Below are 19,509 nucleotides of genomic sequence, written 5' to 3' on the forward strand. Positions count from 1 at the left end.
CAGGCCGACAATATCGCAACTATAATAAACCTTGTAACCCTTACATAACAAACAGTGGTTTTAAGGGTTGACTTTGATCTAAAACCGCAGTTATTTTGAGGTGTACAAACCAACAAAGCACCGTATGGCTATTCTTACTATCAGCAAGCATTTAGAACATTATCAAACCCTCAACGACCAATTTGTATCTCCTTATATACATATCGAAGTGATGATGGAAGTGCGTTTGTATAAAAAGATCATTAGTACTGGTTTGATAGAAAACATTCAAAAGAAACCTGTAATTACTTTTTATACAACTACAGATCGAACTGAAATCCCCAAAAAAGATTGGACGCAGCAAATGAAAAAAGCGGCGGTCATATATGCAAAAGAATACCCAGTTACCGATGCAGGAAAAACATATTCTAGCTTGGGTAAGCTCGTATTTTCTACTGCTATTATAGGAGTGCTTAGTGCATTTGCACTGGTTTTCTATATATTTTATTTTAGCAATCCACAAACCAAAATGAATATAGAAGAGTTTGTGTCGTTACCTACTAACGGAGATAAATACTACGGATTTATAAATCAATCATTAGACGAAAATAAAACCCCTTTCTTAGCGCACGGATGGATTAAAGTGATCGCTGTAAATCCAGTAGATAGTACGTGTACCTATGTAACAAGCACAGGAGTCGGAGAACTTACCTTTGATACATTAGAAGCCGATCATACTAATTTTTCCAACACCCAAATCAAAGGCAAATTTAAAGCGGATAAACGAGCTCAGAAAATAGCACTTATTTCATCAGACAAACGTTGGAGGTTCGAATCACAAGTGATCAGTAATAAAACAAAGAATTATAAAATCACAGCAGAGTAGGTATAAATATAAAGAGGACACAGAAAGTATAATAAATAAAGTTTCAGAATAACTATTTTCTTTATCGGCGTCATTATTTCACGTTATACACGAACTTTCTACTAAGGTCTAACCACACTAATAGTCAGCATATTTCTTGGTTCCTGATCGTATACATAGGACAACCTCTATACGAATGAGAACTAATTTTTTACATCAAGTTCATGGTATTCGCAGACTAGATATATCGATATCGTACACATCGCAGAGGTTCGTAAGAGACTTAAAGAAAGGAAATTTCCCATAAAAACAGTGGTTTTCAGGGGTTGTTTTAAAAGATAAATGTTGTTACTTTGAAGTACTGAAAAACAGAGTCCCTAAAATATGTCCATGCTAGCGATTAGTGAACATCTTGAGCATTACAAAACACTGAAAAGTCAGTTTGTTTCTACAAATGATAAGATAAAAGTGTTGTTGGAAGTTCGGTTATACAAAAAAGTAATTAGTAAAGGTTTAATCGAAAATACCGATAAGAAACCTATAGTTGCTTTTTATACCACCACCGATCAAACCAAAGTACCACAAGAATATTGGACACAACAAATGAAAAAAGCAGCCGTAGCATATGCGAAGGAATATCCAGTAGCCAGCGCAGGAAAAGCCTATTCCATATTTGGGATGATTTTGTTTTAGACTGCTGCTACGTATGTTATCTTTCCTTTGGAAGTCTTAGTGTAGATACTTCGCGATTTTTCTGACAGTACGCCGCATGTAATTCATAGGTAAGTAAGCTCTCAATTACTTCATCAGGATCCTAAAAATTATGATACGACAGGAGAGCTGTCCTAAGAAGGTAATACATACAAAATGCAGTACGATTTGGTTCTGTAGCTTTTATTATGGGGCAATGTGGTGTTTAAACAAATCTACAGTTTCATTTTATGCAACGAAGTGAACGAAATTTTTAGCAATAGTTCCTTAAAACTATCGTTTTTTGGTTCTTTTTTGGGCAATACAACAAAAGAATGAGCAAATACCGCATTCTAAAACTGCCACAACGCCAGTATATCCCAAACCTTTGCCAATAGCACAGTCAGTATCCATCGAATGAGGAATTGTAAAAAATAAAATCAAAAACGTATTGATCTATAAAGAAAGCGTATATAAGACCCCTGTAATTAAGTGTTTTGTAAGAGATTCAAGCTGTCAGTAGTATTATGTAAGGATTTTGGTATTAATAGAAATTTACATATAATGTTAATTATTAGTTAGTTAAGCTGAATGTAACAATGTAACTCATTTTTCATTTTTTAGAAACCGGACTCAAACTAAATTTATTCGGTGTTTTCCGGGCTTCGACTCCGCTCAACCCTCGAAAGAGAATACAATCGAACCCTGAGCATTCCCGAACCCTGAGCGGAGTCGAAGGGTGAGGAATTGGGTTTCGACTCCGCTCAACCCTCGAATGAGCATACCATCGAACCCTGAGCATTCCCGAACCCTGAGCGGAGCCGAAGGGTGAGGTTACTCAAAGGGAGAGTGCAACACCCCCAATCGCTGGAAACAACGGTTGGGGGTGTTTTTTATGTTTTTTTAATCATTAATTGACATAATTCCCAAAAGGAATACCGATACTAAAACCCAATGCATGTGTGCTTTTTCCATCGAGTGTTTTTTCGTGTATTTCGCGCCATTGTAACTCTACACTCACAGCAGAATCATCATTTTTTCCTTTAATATAGAAGGGAATCCCAACTTTCCAGGTGAAGGCTTCATATTCGCCTAAAGAATAATCAAAAGAAGCACTTAATCCAACAGGTAATTTTGGAAAAAAGTAAACAAAATCACCTTTAAGATTATGAGTGACAAAAGACTCAAAATCACCAATAAATTTCTCCTGCGTACTTAATTCTACTGGCGCAGTAGGTATATTGTTTGGGAGCGTAGTAAATGTTCTTTCTTTTAGCATATTAGCCGCTATAGAATTATTTATAAAACCATTGTACGAGGCTGTTAGCTGAGTCGCTCCTATTCGCTTAGATTTACGATAATAGCTAAAAGAACCTTCCCAGGATAAAGGATAAAGACTTTTGGTTTCAGAGTTAGGAGAGGATTCTTCAGCAAATACTTCATATTCTTTGGTACTTATGGGCATGTAAACTCTTGCTGACCACCAAGTTTTTCGTAAAGCTTTGATATAGTCTCCTTTGGCTATGGTTTCAGCTTCTTCTGCCAGTGTTTCATTATAGGCAGTTTTTACAGCCGTTGTGTAAGCATTATTATATGCAACCTCTGTGTTGATAGAAGGGTCAAGGGATTTTTTCTTTTCTATGGCCAGATCTATTTCTTTCTGAGCCTCTTTATAGTTTTCATATTTATGTGCTAATGCCTGATCAAGTAGGTACTGATCTCTAAAATTTTTGATGTTAGTTTCATCAGTATACCAGATATTTCCGCGAAAGAGTTGTGTAAATTTCACAAAAACACCAATATTGTTTTGTATCTGCCCATCTGTAGCCAGGCTCGAAAAACTATCCGCTATATCTGCTTCGATTCCCATACTCCAAATAGTACTCACGTAGTTAGTAGTGCCTGTGGTAGTATTGTTAGGACTTATAGAGTACCCTAAAGTAAGCCTGTCGTTTTCTTCTTCTAGAGTAGCAAAGGCAGATCTGGTAGATAGATCAGAAGCTTCTGTTAGGAGCTTATTGATTTCTTTATTAAAAATAATGTTTAAGGCTTTGTAATGTATGAATTTATCGTTGTTATATAGTTCATCTTGATAGAGCTGTTTAACATCATTTTTAAATTGTTGTTTTTTGTCCTCCTCTGAAAATTGAGCGTGGCTATTAATGACCGTTAGTAATAAAAATAAGAATAAAGTAATTGTACGACCCATTTGATAACGTTTTTTAGTTTATCCAAATGTAAGTGAAATAGTACTTTTTTAAAATACCCAATAGCAGGTAGATGTTAGTTATAGTATCATATGGTTTCATGAAGCTTTCGAATTGTCAGTCATTGGTTAATCATGAATATATGCCTATAAACTATTTTGAGCTAGAAGATGAAACGCTATTGGAGTTTGATAACGTTTAAAAACCCAAAATAATAATCAGATTTGCTTATTTTAATAATCGAACTCAGGTTATAAAAACAGGATAGGGGTACTTCAAACAGAGGTAGCACGTATGTCTGAGGGAAGTGCCACTTGCGTTTGACACAGGACACACCTATTGCAGAAGACGGGGGTGGGTACTACAACAGTGGGGGTGGGGTACTTCTTTAGTACCCCATGAACGTATAAAAATGTTAATTTTTTAACATATACCAAACCCTACGGCACTCGAGCTCTAAAACGTAGCCGAAGAGAAACTTCAAGTATCCATCAGTCTATTATATATTTTGAAGAATACCTAGTAAACCGCTCCACAACACACCGATTTAGCTGTTAAGTTTTAAACAATAAAGTGTTAAAGTGTTGATTTTTTATAAGTAAAATTCCCTTCAAAAGTTATTTTCATATATTAATCAATACAATACTATATATGTTACACAACATTTTAAAATTAGAAGGAGTCAAAGAACTCAAAAAGTCAGAACAACATCACATTCAGGGACAAGGTTGCTGCCATAACTGGGAATGTGTTAAAGATGCTGACTGCAATAATCTGGAGCAGGTATGCGAATTTGGCAGATGTTTGTATTTTATTTAAATCCACGGTAATGATATAAGATTTATCAAAATTACCAGGGATTAAAACCCTGAGTAAAAAAGAACAGGAGATCATTATAGGTAATGGTCCTTCTTTTCGTTGTTTTACGTGCAGAGTTACTTCAGACTGTTGCGATCCTGCAGCATTTTGTGTTAGCGGTGCATGCAGCATATGGGTATAATCAATCTTATATCGTGTATTTTACTACAATCAAAACTCCTAACAAATTAGTGTTAGGAGTTTTTTTTATGAACAACTACAAGACCACTACACATCAGAACAGACACACCTCACTATTCTGAAGGGAGCGGTGTTTGAAGGTAGGTTGTCGAAATTAGGTTTCTAATTAAAATGTATGTGTATTCGATACGATTTTCTATTGAAAATCACTCAGACAGACATTTTCTTACATCGGATTCACGTAATAAAGGCAACAAAATAAATTGCTGCCTTTACATTCAGGTTGTAAGAATATGAATACTGTGCGACAGTATTAGATATTAAATCCGGGATTGGTATTAAACGCATTATTATGTACGCTTCGTGCCCGATTTCTAGCCATATTTCTGATGGCACTGGTCGTTCTGGTGCCATCAACAGCAAACCACCACAGGTAGAGTACCTCATACATATTAGAACCTTGATACGACCAATTGGTATCACAGGATGCAGCTCTCGGGCAGCCGCTACCACCGTTATGACTTTTTCCTCCATTGTGCCTGGCTTCGTGTAATAAAGTTCCTGCACGGGTAACTACATCAAAAGAATAAAAATATGGAATGTATAATTCTACGCGGCTACCATAGGCCCAGCCTGCCCATTGTCCGGGACTAGAACCTGGTTTGTAACATAATGCCTGTAACCTACCGGTGTTGTTAGCCGTATATGGATACGCCCAACGCAGTGCATTGCCACTATAATCTCCGGTATTGGTTGCATAATCTTCTGCAGAGTACGTGAGCAGATATAAAGCTGCAAAGGTACGTGCAAGCGGTAAGTCTAAGTTACAAGGATCATGAAATCCAAAACCGCTGTCCCAATCTTTTTTTCTCATATTGAGTACGCCCCACCAGTGGTCTACTCGTGCCTGATTACATAAACCGGTAGCATATACCGAACTTCCGTCGGCTACATTATCATGAGGTGGTACCGAGCAGCTTTGTTGCGCATTGATTGTGATCGAAAATAGCAGTACAAAGATTAGCAGTATATAAAATGTGGTGCTTTTATAAAGATGTTTATTTTTCATGGTTATCTTATTTTTGGTGTTTCTTTAGAATCGTTTTCTTTTAGGTCAAAAGTTTCGGGCATATCCGGATGTTCTACCTTTCTGATATTAGTCGTCTCCTCTGTGATATACCAGTATTCTTCTCTCGGAAGTTTTTCATACAACTCTTTTTTCTTTTCCTGGATGTTTCCGAAAGGAGATAATAAATAACTACGTACCGCCATCTGACGCACGGATAAATCCTCATGGTCTATTAATTGTATCAGCGCTTTTTCTGCTTCCTCATTTTTGTTAATAGCCAATATTCCGATGCCTTCTACAGCAGTTAACCGAATGATGATTTCATCGGTTCGGGTATCAATTTCTTCATTTTCTGGTTGCGTATCTCTGGGGATACGCGTCATAGCAATCTTATATAGATATTGTAACGAAGTATCGGTGTTTAGCTCTTTTAGCGCTTCTACCACCATGGTACGGTACAGATAGTTTTCTGCGGGTACTTTATGGTATATTTCGAATAAAGATGCGCTTATCTTAGGTTGGCGTCTTAGCATATAAAGAGAACGCTGGTATTTTTCTTCAGCATCTTTTCCGAATCCCATAGAAAGATTGATATGTTCGTTTACTAGGTTTCCGTAAGGAAGACCAGACACAATCTCTCCAATAGATACGATTGATGATTCGTCGAACGAAAGTACCGAAGAATGTTCCTGTGCTTTTTCCAGAAGCTCCTCTGTTTCGGATCCTGATACCGTTGGATGGTCACGCTCGCAACTCATAACTACCAGCAGTAGTAAGAGGATTAGTAGTGATGTGCGTGTTAATTTAAAAGTGTGTTTCATAATTTTTTAGAATGAATTAGTTAAACAATGATTATGAATAGCATACAAAAACCGTATGCTTTTATAATTGGTGGCAAACATACTGCGGAGTTAACCGTATTGTAAGAGGGAATACACTTTAAAACGATATGTGTAAGTCCCTATTTTTCTAAGTTGAAAAACGGTTTTCATATGGGTAATATCCCCTTATTTTTATAGAGATCGCTCGATTAACGGGGTAGCTTCTTAAAAAAGTTAAAAGAATTTCTAAGACTACAAGAGATCCTCGAACCTGAAACCAGAACGTTGACTATTTGAATAGTAGGATAGGTACTTATAAAAAAAATGTGTATTGCAGTTGCGTATGTGGTGTTGGGCAATTGGCTGCCGGTTATAAACCATTAAGAAATTCTTAAAACCCCAGTTAAACCCTCGTTAAAACCCGGTTTTCTTTTGTCTTTGACAGGTAGTGTGCTTATATTAAATGTATGGAAAAAATATTAGTCGTAGGTGCAACAGGCACCACAGGAAATAAAGTCATTAGCGAATTAAAAAACCACAAAAATTTTGAACCGATCGCGATGGTTCGTAAGAAGGACCAGCAAGCTTCGTTCGAGCAACAAGGAGTTGCCACGGTACTTGCAGATCTAACGGAAGATGTTACACATACTACAAAAGGCGTGGACAAGGTAATATTTGCTGCCGGTTCTAAAGGAAAGGCTTTGGATGCAGTAGATCGTAAAGGAGCGATGAAAATTATTGATGCTGCCAAGAAGCATAAAGTAAACAAGTTCGTGATGTTAAGTTCTATAGGAGCAGATGCCCCGCAGGAATCGAATCAGTTGCAAGAATATCTGCAAGCCAAAAAGGATGCTGATGCGTATTTAGGGAACAGTGGTCTTGATTTTACGATTGTAAGACCAGGAACTTTGAATGATGATATGCCAACAGGAAAAATAAGGTTGGCACCGAGTCTGGATTCTAAAGAAGGAGCCATTCCCAGAGGTGATGTTGCCAAAGTATTGGTACATAGCCTTAAAGATGCTGTTGCGAAACGAGAGGTCTTTGAAATTCTCAACGGTGAACAACCCATAGCAGAGGCTTTAGAAAATGTATTAACGGTACAGTAACATAGGTTGATTGTATCTTAAATACCCAGTTTGTATACCCTTATAATCCCATAGACGCTCGTTAGTTTATGGGATTATTTGCTTTATATATTATTTTAATCAGAACTTGTTACGGTTCATTTGGAGGGCCATAAGTGACACGTTCTATCCAATAAAAGAAAATCATTCCCCAAAAATATAGTAACACATCTATCCAATCAGAAGTGTAGCGATCCAGGTGTTGCGGTAAATACCACTCAAAATAGAAAGCATATCCCGTAGTAACGAATAGTAGTAGTGGTAGGGATAACAGGATATCAGGATCACTCTTTAATTTTCTGATCATCATCTGACACATGTTGAGTATTATTGGCATGCATAAAAAATCATTTACATAACTCTGTACGATGACAGGCAAACGGATATCCGTTTGTTGAACTCCGTAGACACTAACAGCCAATAAACAACATATCTGAAAGTAATAACGATATAGGAATACAGCTACGATATTTATAAAATAATTGGATTTATGCGGCCACATAGCCAATAATAAATGCCAAAAATGATCCAACTGCTATGACTACCACCCAAACAGAGTAAAGAAATCGGGCTGTATAGCGTATTACGATGTTTTGGTGTTGCTTTGCTCTTTCAAAAAAAAGGGTGATTTTATTTGGTTTTTTAGCGATACGAGCCTTTTCTCTTTTCGCTAATCGCTGTTTTCTTTCCTGTTTTCTTTGTAGGGATGTGTTGATAAGTGATCCACACGCTTTACAATAATCTCTGTTTAAATTTAGTGTACCACAATTGGAACATTTTCGGTAAATATCACTCATACGTCTTCTTTTTTCAAAGCTTCTATAAAGAAACTAAAAACCAGATTAAATCTGGGGAACATTAACGTCTCTTAAAGAATTACTTAATACTTTTTTATAACAATTGGACGGTAGGAGTATGTTTGAATATGAGTAAGCTTGTTTTTATAAGTACGTAAAAATATGGCATATCATTCATAACGGTTCGTTAGGCATATGTTTATAAAAACAGTATACGCTTCCTTTTTTCTTAGGGTGCGTATTCTTTATGGATGTAGGATGGTATGAATATTGACTTCTTGCTGCTTTCCTTTGAGTAGAACACTTCCTAAAAAAGAGGTAGCTATTGTATGATTTTTAGGAAGATCGTATAATAACTGTTCAGAGATCAGAAGCTTTGCGTTATGGGTATTACATTCTGCCTGAATGCGTGCAGAAGTATTAATTACATCACCGTGGTAGGCAATTTCTTTTTTGATTACACCCACTTCGGTTACCATAAGCATGCCACCGTGTAATCCAGCTTTAAATTCAGGTAGGATGCCATACTTTTCTTTATAATAGGTAGCCTTATAATGTTTTTTTTGTTGAAACGCAAAGAACAACGACACACAGTTCGCTTTAACTAACCCCTTTTTATAAGGCCAGCTCAGTACAGCTTCATCACCAACGTATTGATAAATTTCTGCATCGTACTTAGAAACAACTGTGTTTAGATCGTAAAAACAATCTTGTAATAACTGACTGTATTTAAAATGGCCTAATTTTTCTGCAATAGCTGTGGAGTCTTTAAGATCTAAAAACATAAAAATTCGATGCTCTTCCTGCGGATTTTTATATTTTCCTAATAGCATTTTTATAAAGACACCTTTTCCGAATTTTTCTGTCGCTATTTTAATGAAAGAGAACACAAAAGAAACCATGACAATATAAAGGATGGTTGCCCAAAAAGATTTGTTTTCTTTCCACCAACCTGTATTCGTATTCAGGTTAAGATTATAAATTTCAGAAAATATCTCCATAATAATCGTAAAGATGATAATGGTTGTTATAAAATATAACAAGGTTCTAACGATCAGATTATAAAATAAGGAGCGCTTATTCGAAGAATATTTATTAAAAATAACATTAATGGATGTATATACGATCCCAAGAAACAATCCAATGCTCGAAAATCCCATAAGCGCACGAATCGTTCCTTTATATCCACTATACTTGGGTATCACGGTGAAGCCTTCTTCTTCGTCTATTCCATAATACCTGAATATAGAATAGAATGCCATAGCAAGGGACCAGAAAAGCACAGATCGCCATAACAATTGCCAGTATTTTAATAAGCTGCGTTTCATTTCAATTCTTTAAGCCGAGCATTTTTTTGTGCCTATCAGGGTAAAATCGTATCAAAAGTAACCAAAACCAGCCAGACTTTGATAGCCTTATTTTGTGTCCTATTGGTATAGAGAAGAAGCGTATCCATCTATCCATGTTTTAGGATGTGCATACCATGAGATTTGGTTTCTTTTGTTAGAAGACTGTTATAAGTTTAGGAGTTGGTGGTCATTAAATTTTAATGTAGTACGGTTTGTTAAATAACGGTGCAGCACTTTGATGTTTCTTATATTATGAATGCTACAACACCTAAGTTTGAAGGATTGCCCGTTAAAAAAGTGAGTCAAATATACACAGTTGTAGAAATAATACACACTTTTTATGATAGCGGTTATTTATAAGTGTTTGGTATTCATAATCTTAATAATTGGTATCAAATTTGGTTTTGCTGAGTGGTAATAAAAATCATTATGGAGATATCAAGATCTTATGACCTTGCAGAAACGCAAGTAATTGAAAATTCATTTGCAGACCGTTTAAAGAATAGTATGTTCAATGCTTCCTCGTTTTTAATTTTACTAGGAACCTTTTTGTTGCTATTTGGTGCTGCATCTTTATTTTATTTCTTTCAACCTTATTTTGAAGAAATTCACTTAGAGCGAATGAATACTGTATGGGGAATCGGTCTGATGATCGCTGGACTTACCTTATTATTGATTAAGGTTAGTTTTTTAGTGTATATCTTTCGTTTGTACCTTAGATATAAAGAAACCAACGCTGTTACAGATAAGGAGTTACCCTTGTGTACGGTGATTGTACCTGCTTATAATGAAGGTGCCTTAGTGTATAAGACGCTACAAAGTTTGGTAGAAAGTGATTATCCCATCGAAAAATTACAAATTATTTCTATAGATGATGGTAGTCAGGATGATACCTGGGAATGGATGAAGAAAGCCAAAAATGAATTAGGGAATCGTGTATCCATCTATCAACAACCCAAAAACAAAGGAAAAAGACATGCATTATACAGAGGATTTAATCTGGGTATGGGGGATGTATTTATTACGGTAGATAGTGATTCTATCGTAAAGAAGGATACACTACGGATAATGGCTTCTCCTTTTGTAAAAAACGAACATTGTGGAGCAGTTGCCGGAAATGTTCGGGTGCTTAACAGAGATAAAGCCTTGATACCGCGTATGCTTAATGTAAGTTTTGCTTTTAGTTTTGAGTTTATTCGTTCTGCGCAAAGTACGATAGGTTCTGTTTTATGTACACCCGGAGCATTATCTGCTTACAGGAGAGAAGCTGTGATGAACTGCCGCGAGGCTTGGATTTCGCAAACTTTTATGGGACAAGTTTCTAAAATAGGAGAGGATCGTGCTATGACCAATATGATCCTAAAGCAAGGATACAAGGTATTGTTTCAGCGAAAAGCGTATGTGTATACTAATATTCCTGAACGGTATAAGAACTTATATAAAATGTTTATTCGTTGGGAGCGAAGTAATATTAGAGAGAATATTGCAATGAGTAGGTTTGCCTTTGGTGATTTTAGAGAAGGTGCAAAAAGCGGTACTAGAATATTACTATTAAACCAATGGCTAAAAATGACGATGGCATATCCTGCTACTTTTTTAATGTTATTTTTTATAGGTACATATCCGGTGTTGTTCTTAAGCTCCACGTTGTTAAGCATATTGGTGTTTTCTAGTATACAAGCCCTGTTTTATGCAAAAAAACACAGTTTATCAGAGTCTCTTTGGGCATATCCATACAGCTTGTTTTATGCTTTTACATTGTTTTGGATCACACCATATGCAATCGCAACAGCAGGAAGGAGTGGATGGCTTACTCGGGACCTTACTAAAAAAGAATTAGAAGAACAGCAACAAGTAGTTTCTGTTTCATAATAATATATCAATTACCCTTTATATGAATTAACCAGCCAGTTTATTTCCTTTTTCAGGGTCTTGAAGGTTTTATGTTTAGAAACAGTCATACCCTGCGGGGAGATACATTTTGCTTCCGAAAGGATGCGTTATCAAGAATACTCAAACTCAACTATATTTTTTTTTGCTTATCAAAACTATGATAGCTAACCTACCTAAAACTCCTCCTATTTTTACATAGGGGGAGTTTTGCTATTTGTTAGAAATATCTTGTAAGTAGTTACAATTTCATTGTTTTCAGGGATAGTCATTGTAAACTCGATGATTATTTTTACACACACTAAACTTGTATACCGTTTACTTTTATGAGAATTTCTATACTAAGAAAATTTATTGTACCTCTTTGTTTGTTGATAAACTGTGTTTTATATCAAGTTATTGGCCAAAATGATACCATTTGGCTTACGAAAAGTAATAAAGTAACTGATGATGTAAAAAAAGATAGTATCTACAGGTTACCAGCTACTAAAAAAGGGAATCTGTATGTATTAAACTATTACCACAAAGATGGCACTCCCTATTTATCTGGAACCGCTTCTAAAATAGATAAAGTGGTTTGGAATGGTACTGTAAAATGGTTTACAAAAGATGGAAATGTATCACAATCCATGGATTACGAAAATAATATATTACATGGAAATGTGGTAACCTTTTACAAGAATCAAAAACTCAAAGCGATTTATGAAAATGGAGTTCCAATTGCAGGTTCAGCAAATTTTAATCAAATATACCCGAAACAATTTATAGAAAGGAAAGATAGTATTATAAGGGAGGTCACTTATGAGAAAGACGTGAAAGGTATCCGGTATGAAACGATTTTTATAGTTCATGGTAACTCGTTAAAAAAGAAAGAAATACGGTATTATGGAAACGATGGCGAATATATTGGAGTCTCAACAGATGAAATCGATTTATCTGGGCATAAAGGAATTGAAGTGAAGTATTTTAAAAACCCTCTTCGGGTTAGGCGAATTAAAAAAACTGATGATACGGGTATAAGAATACTGGCATCCTATTATAAAAATGGTCAGATTAGAGAACGTTTGACAGATGGATTACCCCAGAAAATTCAATATTTCGGTCCTGATGGGAAAGCGTTGGGCACTGTAGAGGTGAAGGGGTATAACTCTTATGGTTGTCGGTATAAGAATGGGAAGCAAATAATGTTTTACTCTAATGAAAAGCCAGAACAAATGCATTTAATTGGAGCAATAACGGAATACGATAAAGAAGGAAATATCATTTATACTAAATATTTTCATGAAAATCAACAAGTCGAATTTGAGACTATTCATGAAAATAGTTTTGTAGCGGAGTCATATAACTATGATCAAAATGGAAGAGAAATAGCAAAAATGATATATAACAATGGTTTGCCTGACCAAGGAGTACTTATTGAAGGTAATACCTTACTATCTTATGACAAAGGAAATATTATACAAAAACTTACCTATTATCCAGCTACTACATTAGTATTTCGGGTATTTAAGGATGCCAAAGCAACTTATTTTGATAAAAAAGGAGAAAATATTGGAGAAATCTCCTATTAATCTCCAAATGGAATTAATGAAAAGAATGGTACAGAACATTATCTGAATAAGGAAGGAAAAATAAAAAGAACATTAAGATACCGTAACGACATAAATACATATCAAAAAAAATATAAGTATCGATATAATAATGATAGCGTTCATACAAAAGAATATTATCAAAATGGAACTTATCGAACAAAAGATATAACCAATTATAATAATTCAAAAAAAAAGCGATCCATACTTTACTATAAAAAAGGGAAAAAATATCAGGAAGAATTTTATAATCGTCAAGGAAAGAAAATTGGAGCATATAATCACCAAGATAAAGATGGAACATTATATAAGTACGCTTCATTTAGTGATCAATTGCAAAGTATTGAAGAAATACGGATGGGTACGGTTGTAAATAAAAAAGTGTACAAGTGAGATATCATAATCCGTTTAGATAAGCCTTTAAAATATACAATTTCCTATAGAGATTAACTGTCAATATATCTGAAAACTAGTATGATAGCAGTTGATGATACTACAAATCTTATATTTGTAATACTAACACATCTATTAACCCATTGAAAAAAGGAATACTCGTCTTGTTATTGATACTGAGCACAGTAATGCATGCTCAGTTAAAGGATTGTACTGATTGTGATACTATTTCATATACCACAAAGGAAATTGCAAATAACAGTCTCTATGACCTTCAGCTTTTGCGAAATGAGATCTTTGCCAGACATCAGTATATTTTTAAAGATGAACGTTTATTAGCATATTTTCAGGAATTTCGATGGTACCAACCTGATTATAATAATCCAGTCCAAGTAATCCTCAATCCTGTAGAAAATGAAAATATTGTACTTTTTAAAACTGCAGAAGCACGTATTAAAAAACAACGACAACAACTTTTTAGCGAACTAAAGGAATTACAAAGAGCCTTACAACAAAACGATAGGATCACTATCAATTTGTTTATGGATGATGCATTACCTAATGGTATTCATCCGGATGAAGCTTTTAAAGAGTTGGATGCTATTTTTTCTAAAATAGATCTAACCGATGTCAATTGGTATAAAGATACTGCCATTTATAAGGTGACTATAGATAATGGATTTGTAGTACGAGATACAACGCTACATATCAATGGGAGCGAAGTAACCCTAAGTATGGGTGATATACAACACTCAAAGATTATGACAGCACCTTTTGAATACGGAAGTAATTACTATTCTGAAGATGAATACAAGACGATCTGGATTTTCTCATTTGACGGTCAAAAATTACGGTTAGTAGAGTACCTCATAGCTGGTTGATCCATACACATCGTAACCAGATTTTTTAAAATCTATGATTTGCAATGGTTTTAAAAAATGATTTTCTAAACGTATTACCAATAGGTAACTCTTTTCCTTGAATCCAAAGGGTTTCATTATCGATTTTATCAATGTGTTTTATGGAAATGATATACGATTTATGTATTTGTATAAAACCAGTTATGGGCAAGGTTTCCTTAAAATGTTTTAATGTATTATAGGTAATAATTTGTTCGTCGTTAAGGTGTATAGCAATGTAATTTTTGAGACTTTCGATATATTTAATTTCCCTTAAAAACACTTTAGCATATTTGTTTTTTCCGTCCGTTTTAAAAAAGAAAAACTCATCTGTACTCTCATCAATTGCAACATTTACAGTATTAGTACGTTTTTCTTTGATTTTGGATACAGCATTATAAAACCGTTCAAAATCAATAGGTTTTAGAAGATAATCAATCGCAGCTATTTCATAACTATCCAATGCAAATTGAGGGTATGCCGTGGTAAAAATTATTTTGGTATTCTTATCAATGATTTTGGATAGCTGTATCCCGGTAATTTCGGGCATTTGTATATCTAATAATACCAGATCAATAGGTTCACTTTCTAAATATGATAATCCTTCTAAAGGATTGGTAAATGTATTTTTTAATTCTAAAAAAGAAACCGAGGCAATATACTTTGCCAATAACCGAACAGCTGCTGGTTCATCATCAATAATTATACATGGTATTGGGGCTTTCATATGAGAATAATTACCTGATTATAATGGAAATTGTATGTATGCTTCAAATTGATTGTCATTTTTTTGATATTCTAAAATAAATGAATCCTTATAAATAACCTCTAGTCTTTCTTTGATATTTTGAGTTCCTATTCCGGGTTCGGTATACATGGTTGAAGTATTTATATAGTTTTTAGTTCTTAGTTCCAGAAAATGGTCGTTTATGCGTATAACGATACTAGCAGGTCGGTTTTTATTATTGATGATGCTATGTTTACAAACATTTTCAACAAAATGTATTAAAATAAGGGATGGTATTTTTTGAGTATGTACAAACCCTTCAATATCTAATTGTACGTAAAAATTGTATTCATACCTCCGTTTGAAAAAATATAGGTAATCTTCAATAAAGGCAATTTCTTTGCTCAGTAAAGTTACATCGTCTTTGGTATCATAGGTGACATATCTTAATAGTTTTGACAATTTTAAGATATCACTGGCAGTTTTTGGTTTGTCATCATACAACTCTTCATAAAAATTGTTTAATGTATTAAATAAAAAGTGTGGGCTAATCTGGGATTTCAGTACAGAAAGCTTAGCTTTTTGGTGCGCTATTTGAAGACGGTGTATTTCTTCTTTGTTTTCATTATACCTAAAGAATAAACATAGTACAGCACTGATCAGACAAACTCTCAGTGTATAATAAAAAGAGTCGAATAAATAGGTGACAATTAGATCGCGTAGTGGTACATCAAAGAAGTAGTTGTGTATACCTATAATATTGAAAAGAATAATTTCTTCCATTAAGAACCGTATCGCAGCAAATAAAAGAATCATAACTATAAATGAGACGATGTAATGAACATACCTTTTTCTGAATAAGAATCGGGGTACACTGTATACATAATTTACTATATAAATTATGAGCAACGCAATGGTAAATGTAGTTTTAAACAGGAATCCGTGTATGTCTGAAGAAAATATATCCCTGTTGAAAATAATGTAGCCACCCAGAATATCCAAGACGGCTATTGTAAGTATAATAAGGATATTATAGAGGATTTCTTTTTTAATATGCATCCCCTAAAAATACACGAATTACAGTACTTTTCTTATAATTTATTATGAACAGTATGATTTGTAGGACGAACTATGATGCGTAGACAACGAACATGATCGTTTGTCCAAACGGTTGATTGATATACTATAGAAAGGTGTTTGTATAAAATTGTAATGGTATGTGTAATATACTTCTATTATTGTAATGAACATATTAATTAAAATATCATGAAATACAGTCATTTATTACTTACCAGCGTTATACTTACTCTTTTTACTACGAACGTAACTGCACAAAAAATAACGAAGGAAAACGAAGGAATTCTTAAGCCATATGCAAGTTATTACCCAAAACAAAAAACAAAAGTTTTGGTCGTTGGTACGTTTCATTTCTCATATCCTGGTTTAGATTATACAAAAACAAAAGATACTGATAAAATTGATGTGCTAAAAGAGCCAAAAAAGTCTGAAGTAGAAGAATTAGTAGCATACATTAAAAGATTCAAACCAACTAAAGTTGCTATTGAAGCAAAAGAAGATTGGGGTATGGAAAAAAAGTATAAAGAATATCAGGTAGGAAAACATAGAGCGGTTAGAAATGAGAGTTATCAAATAGGAATGCGTATAGCCAATGATTTAGAGCACGATAAAATTTACTCGATAGATGCAACAACATTTAGCTCAGAATTAGAAGAAAAGTATCCTGGCTTTATCGAGAAACTTACAGAAGATTATGATTTTCAATCAGATGATCCTTTTTCAAAAATGGTACAGAAATCATTTGATGAATCTACGCAACTGCCTTCCAGAGTAAAAATCCTTGATTATATAAAACATATGAATACGATAGAGGGACATCAAAATAATTATGGAGCCTACTTAGTAGGAGATTTTAAATTGGATAACAATCGCGGTGCTGATTTTTTATCTATATGGTGGTATAACCGAAATCTAAGAATGTTTAGAAAAATTCAGCAAATAGATCAATCAAAAGAGGACAGAATACTTGTCATTGTTGGTAACGGTCATGCATCTATATTGAGACATTTATTTGAGTATTCTCCTGAGTATGATTTCATAGAATTTGGTAGTCTGTAAAGCCAATAGAAAAACATCAAATTCGTGATGAACGAGCATATCTGGTTCATCACTTCATCGGACAAGAAATCTAAGTGGGTATGATATGAATGCTAAGAATTGATTATTTTGTAACCGTGATAGCACTCTTTTTTATCTTAATGATGCGTAGTTTATCCAGCAATACCATGATAAAATAAGTTGGATCAATTTCGTGCCATCGCACACCACCAAAATTAGCTCTTCCACTATATTTGTGATGGTTGTTATGATAACTTTCGCCCATCATTAAGAAATCAATAGGCAATAGATTTTTGGAAGTATTGTCAACTTTAAAATTAGTATATCCAATGATATGACCAAACCAATTGATAATTACTCCATGTATCGGAGCCATAAAGAATGCTACTGGCAGAAACAACCAATGCCACCATGCCGAAGCAAAGAAATAAAAGAAAACGGTATATCCTAATCCCCAGGCAATCCTAGAGAAATTGGAGCTGGCGAAAACATCAAAAGCTTTCCATTGAGGAGTATTTTTGGTAAACTTCGTGTCAAGCGATATTCTTTGGTTGTTGATGTCCTGATATATGCTTTTTGTGCGCCACATCATGCTAAACATGTTATGGTCGTACTTGGGAGAATGAGGATCTTTCTCGGTGTCCACAAAGGCGTGATGCATTCGGTGCATTACCCCATATCCATAAGCACTTAGATAATTGGACCCTTGACAAACCCAAGTCAGAAAAAAACATGCTTTTTCAGTAAAATTAGACATGGTAAATGTTTGATGTGCTGCATATCGATGCAAAAAGAAACTTTGAAAAAATAATCCTGTATACCACAATACAAGCATAAAAATAAGAATAGCCATTTTAAAGTAAGGTTAAGAGTTGGTCATCATTATGATGCATATATATATTAATATCGTATATCCATCACAAAATGATAGTTGTATAAGACACCTACAAAAGTACGCATAGATCTAGCATATATTTCGCTATATATGGTTTATTTAACATCTTAAAGTTTCTTTAAAAGAAATGTATCGTATAATTCTTTCTCTGAATGATGACTATTGGTTGTAATTGCTTGGAAATCATAATTTTGTTTGTGATAAATAAAAAAAACAGGCCTTTTTTACAGGGCCTGTTTCTATAGTGTGTTTTATTGCAATTGCTTATCTGTACACATCGTATTTGATTACACAAGAGTTATTTTGTCTGTCGTTACATTCCCAGTAGATAATATCAGCACTTACAAAAGCAGCTCCACCAGAGCCAACAAGTTGTGATACTTGTGCCTGTAGGTCATCTTGATAATGATCTAAGTTTATGTCGCTGTCTCCGTCTACATAATACACCATACTTCTGTAGTAGGTATTCACCACACCAGAAGGTGGCCAGTTTCTGATATATGTAGTACATTCGCGTACATATCTTTCGAACTCAGATTGCGCATCGTCAGAACATCCTTCATCACCACTTAGAGTACACCCGGCTTTTTCTATAATAGCAGGTATAGTACGTAGTTCTTCTGTAGATGCGATACGCTCTTCTTGGGTACCAACAAGATCAAAAGCAGTACTGTCTACAGTTTCTGTGGTTTCAGTAAAATTAGTGTCATCAGTACAAGAGACAATAATAAATGATACAAATAATGTTCCTAATAAGGATTTTAAAAGTGATTTCATGATACTATATTTATGGTTAAAAGTTGAGATAAAATTAGTGAATGACCTTTAAAAATAGCGATAATCACTTTTAAGAAAACGTGAATAATACCCCATGTAAATTGGGGAATTTTTAAATTTTTATAATAGTAATATAATATCAGGATAATATACACTCTGCTAGCACTTGAAAACAGAAGTTTTTTGATTTATAGAAGTAATTTGATTTTTTTAATATCTAGCTAAAAATAAATAATTTGTTGTGATATAAACACATACGTCGCTATGTGTGTTTAGGTGTACAGTTAAAAAGATGCTTTT

18 protein-coding genes are annotated in these 19,509 nt (G+C 34.3%); 7 read left to right on the top strand and 11 right to left on the bottom strand.

The genetic code is table 11. The features are described 5' to 3' along the window. Positions 1-124 precede the first annotated feature (124 nt). Both ACWGOQ_RS08460 and ACWGOQ_RS08465 read left to right on the top strand, forming a co-directional pair. A complete protein-coding gene (locus tag ACWGOQ_RS08460; protein ID WP_452057512.1) occupies positions 125-865 on the top strand; it encodes a hypothetical protein in 741 nt (246 codons plus the stop codon). A gap of 369 nt (positions 866-1,234) precedes the next feature. Then, positions 1,235-1,537, top strand: coding sequence for a hypothetical protein (locus tag ACWGOQ_RS08465; RefSeq protein WP_452057513.1), 303 nt, complete (start codon positions 1,235-1,237; stop codon positions 1,535-1,537). A 907-nt stretch (positions 1,538-2,444) separates the two neighbouring features. On the opposite strand, the gene ACWGOQ_RS08470 is transcribed toward ACWGOQ_RS08465, so the two are convergent. The 4 genes from ACWGOQ_RS08470 to ACWGOQ_RS08485 form a co-directional block, all read right to left on the bottom strand. Then, positions 2,445-3,743, bottom strand: a complete 1,299-nt coding sequence (locus tag ACWGOQ_RS08470) for a hypothetical protein (RefSeq protein WP_452057514.1) — start codon at positions 3,741-3,743, stop codon at positions 2,445-2,447. Between the two features lie 697 nt (positions 3,744-4,440). Then, positions 4,441-4,731, bottom strand: coding sequence for a hypothetical protein (locus tag ACWGOQ_RS08475; RefSeq protein ID WP_452057515.1), 291 nt, complete (start codon positions 4,729-4,731; stop codon positions 4,441-4,443). A 322-nt stretch (positions 4,732-5,053) separates the two neighbouring features. Further along, entirely contained in the window at positions 5,054-5,809 is a 756-nt protein-coding gene (locus ACWGOQ_RS08480; RefSeq protein ID WP_452057516.1) for a hypothetical protein, read from the bottom strand. 2 nt (positions 5,810-5,811) lie between these two features. Continuing rightward, complete coding sequence (locus ACWGOQ_RS08485; RefSeq protein WP_452057517.1) at positions 5,812-6,630, bottom strand: HEAT repeat domain-containing protein; 819 nt, start codon at positions 6,628-6,630, stop codon at positions 5,812-5,814. 467 nt (positions 6,631-7,097) lie between these two features. On the opposite strand from ACWGOQ_RS08485, the gene ACWGOQ_RS08490 reads away from it, so the two are divergent. Then, positions 7,098-7,739, top strand: coding sequence for an SDR family oxidoreductase (locus tag ACWGOQ_RS08490; RefSeq protein ID WP_452057518.1), 642 nt, complete (start codon positions 7,098-7,100; stop codon positions 7,737-7,739). Between the two features lie 109 nt (positions 7,740-7,848). Here the strand turns inward: ACWGOQ_RS08490 and ACWGOQ_RS08495 are convergent, their stop codons facing one another. The 3 genes from ACWGOQ_RS08495 to ACWGOQ_RS08505 form a co-directional block, all read right to left on the bottom strand. Continuing rightward, the gene (locus ACWGOQ_RS08495; RefSeq protein ID WP_452057519.1) at positions 7,849-8,178 is read right to left on the bottom strand and encodes a hypothetical protein; all 330 of its coding nucleotides are present in this window, start codon (positions 8,176-8,178) and stop codon (positions 7,849-7,851) included. Positions 8,179-8,245: 67 nt separating this feature from the next. Further along, positions 8,246-8,554 carry a hypothetical protein gene (locus ACWGOQ_RS08500; RefSeq protein WP_452057520.1) on the bottom strand — a complete coding sequence of 103 codons (309 nt, stop codon included), beginning with the start codon at positions 8,552-8,554 and terminating at the stop codon, positions 8,246-8,248. A gap of 245 nt (positions 8,555-8,799) precedes the next feature. Continuing rightward, complete coding sequence (locus tag ACWGOQ_RS08505) at positions 8,800-9,882, bottom strand: adenylate/guanylate cyclase domain-containing protein (RefSeq protein ID WP_452057521.1); 1,083 nt, start codon at positions 9,880-9,882, stop codon at positions 8,800-8,802. A 528-nt stretch (positions 9,883-10,410) separates the two neighbouring features. Here ACWGOQ_RS08505 and ACWGOQ_RS08510 point away from each other — a divergent pair. The 3 genes from ACWGOQ_RS08510 (at position 10,411) to ACWGOQ_RS08520 (ending at position 14,656) form a co-directional block, all read left to right on the top strand. Continuing rightward, positions 10,411-11,775, top strand: a complete 1,365-nt coding sequence (locus ACWGOQ_RS08510; protein WP_452057948.1) for a glycosyltransferase family 2 protein — start codon at positions 10,411-10,413, stop codon at positions 11,773-11,775. A gap of 344 nt (positions 11,776-12,119) precedes the next feature. Next, complete coding sequence (locus tag ACWGOQ_RS08515) at positions 12,120-13,364, top strand: hypothetical protein (RefSeq protein WP_452057522.1); 1,245 nt, start codon at positions 12,120-12,122, stop codon at positions 13,362-13,364. Between the two features lie 554 nt (positions 13,365-13,918). Continuing rightward, the gene (locus ACWGOQ_RS08520) at positions 13,919-14,656 is read left to right on the top strand and encodes a YARHG domain-containing protein (protein WP_452057523.1); all 738 of its coding nucleotides are present in this window, start codon (positions 13,919-13,921) and stop codon (positions 14,654-14,656) included. A gap of 25 nt (positions 14,657-14,681) precedes the next feature. Here ACWGOQ_RS08520 and ACWGOQ_RS08525 read toward each other — a convergent pair whose 3' ends face one another. Both ACWGOQ_RS08525 and ACWGOQ_RS08530 read right to left on the bottom strand, forming a co-directional pair. Continuing rightward, positions 14,682-15,401 (bottom strand): LytR/AlgR family response regulator transcription factor, encoded by a 720-nt coding sequence (locus ACWGOQ_RS08525; RefSeq protein WP_452057524.1) that lies wholly within the window; start codon positions 15,399-15,401, stop codon positions 14,682-14,684. 18 nt (positions 15,402-15,419) lie between these two features. Beyond that, positions 15,420-16,184: a sensor histidine kinase gene (locus ACWGOQ_RS08530; protein ID WP_458202611.1), complete on the bottom strand. Its 765-nt coding sequence runs from the start codon at positions 16,182-16,184 to the stop codon at positions 15,420-15,422. A gap of 483 nt (positions 16,185-16,667) precedes the next feature. On the opposite strand from ACWGOQ_RS08530, the gene ACWGOQ_RS08535 reads away from it, so the two are divergent. Continuing rightward, positions 16,668-17,537 (top strand): DUF5694 domain-containing protein, encoded by an 870-nt coding sequence (locus ACWGOQ_RS08535; protein ID WP_452057526.1) that lies wholly within the window; start codon positions 16,668-16,670, stop codon positions 17,535-17,537. A 103-nt stretch (positions 17,538-17,640) separates the two neighbouring features. Here the strand turns inward: ACWGOQ_RS08535 and ACWGOQ_RS08540 are convergent, their stop codons facing one another. Together ACWGOQ_RS08540 and ACWGOQ_RS08545 are read right to left on the bottom strand one after the other, a co-directional pair. Next, positions 17,641-18,390 (bottom strand): acyl-CoA desaturase, encoded by a 750-nt coding sequence (locus ACWGOQ_RS08540; protein WP_452057527.1) that lies wholly within the window; start codon positions 18,388-18,390, stop codon positions 17,641-17,643. Positions 18,391-18,696: 306 nt separating this feature from the next. Beyond that, positions 18,697-19,209 carry a hypothetical protein gene (locus ACWGOQ_RS08545; protein ID WP_452057528.1) on the bottom strand — a complete coding sequence of 171 codons (513 nt, stop codon included), beginning with the start codon at positions 19,207-19,209 and terminating at the stop codon, positions 18,697-18,699. Positions 19,210-19,509 lie beyond the last annotated feature (300 nt).

It is taken from the genome of Aquimarina ulvae (genome assembly GCF_053613295.3).

Excerpts from the sequence above, each read along its gene's own strand:
- ACWGOQ_RS08500 (WP_452057520.1), bottom strand. The coding sequence starts at position 8,554 with ATGAGTGATATTTACCGAAAATGTTCCAATTGTGGTACACTAAATTTA.
- ACWGOQ_RS08535 (WP_452057526.1), top strand. The coding sequence starts at position 16,668 with ATGAAATACAGTCATTTATTACTTACCAGCGTTATACTTACTCTTTTT.
- ACWGOQ_RS08540 (WP_452057527.1), bottom strand. The coding sequence starts at position 18,390 with ATGGCTATTCTTATTTTTATGCTTGTATTGTGGTATACAGGATTATTT.
- ACWGOQ_RS08470 (WP_452057514.1), bottom strand. The coding sequence starts at position 3,743 with ATGGGTCGTACAATTACTTTATTCTTATTTTTATTACTAACGGTCATT.
- ACWGOQ_RS08465 (WP_452057513.1), top strand. The coding sequence starts at position 1,235 with ATGCTAGCGATTAGTGAACATCTTGAGCATTACAAAACACTGAAAAGT.
- ACWGOQ_RS08525 (WP_452057524.1), bottom strand. The coding sequence starts at position 15,401 with ATGAAAGCCCCAATACCATGTATAATTATTGATGATGAACCAGCAGCT.
- ACWGOQ_RS08475 (WP_452057515.1), bottom strand. The coding sequence starts at position 4,731 with ATGCTGCATGCACCGCTAACACAAAATGCTGCAGGATCGCAACAGTCT.
- ACWGOQ_RS08510 (WP_452057948.1), top strand. The coding sequence starts at position 10,411 with ATGTTCAATGCTTCCTCGTTTTTAATTTTACTAGGAACCTTTTTGTTG.
- ACWGOQ_RS08530 (WP_458202611.1), bottom strand. The coding sequence starts at position 16,184 with ATGGAAGAAATTATTCTTTTCAATATTATAGGTATACACAACTACTTC.
- ACWGOQ_RS08490 (WP_452057518.1), top strand. The coding sequence starts at position 7,098 with ATGGAAAAAATATTAGTCGTAGGTGCAACAGGCACCACAGGAAATAAA.
- ACWGOQ_RS08460 (WP_452057512.1), top strand. The coding sequence starts at position 125 with ATGGCTATTCTTACTATCAGCAAGCATTTAGAACATTATCAAACCCTC.
- ACWGOQ_RS08545 (WP_452057528.1), bottom strand. The coding sequence starts at position 19,209 with ATGAAATCACTTTTAAAATCCTTATTAGGAACATTATTTGTATCATTT.
- ACWGOQ_RS08485 (WP_452057517.1), bottom strand. The coding sequence starts at position 6,630 with ATGAAACACACTTTTAAATTAACACGCACATCACTACTAATCCTCTTA.
- ACWGOQ_RS08505 (WP_452057521.1), bottom strand. The coding sequence starts at position 9,882 with ATGAAACGCAGCTTATTAAAATACTGGCAATTGTTATGGCGATCTGTG.
- ACWGOQ_RS08515 (WP_452057522.1), top strand. The coding sequence starts at position 12,120 with ATGAGAATTTCTATACTAAGAAAATTTATTGTACCTCTTTGTTTGTTG.
- ACWGOQ_RS08480 (WP_452057516.1), bottom strand. The coding sequence starts at position 5,809 with ATGAAAAATAAACATCTTTATAAAAGCACCACATTTTATATACTGCTA.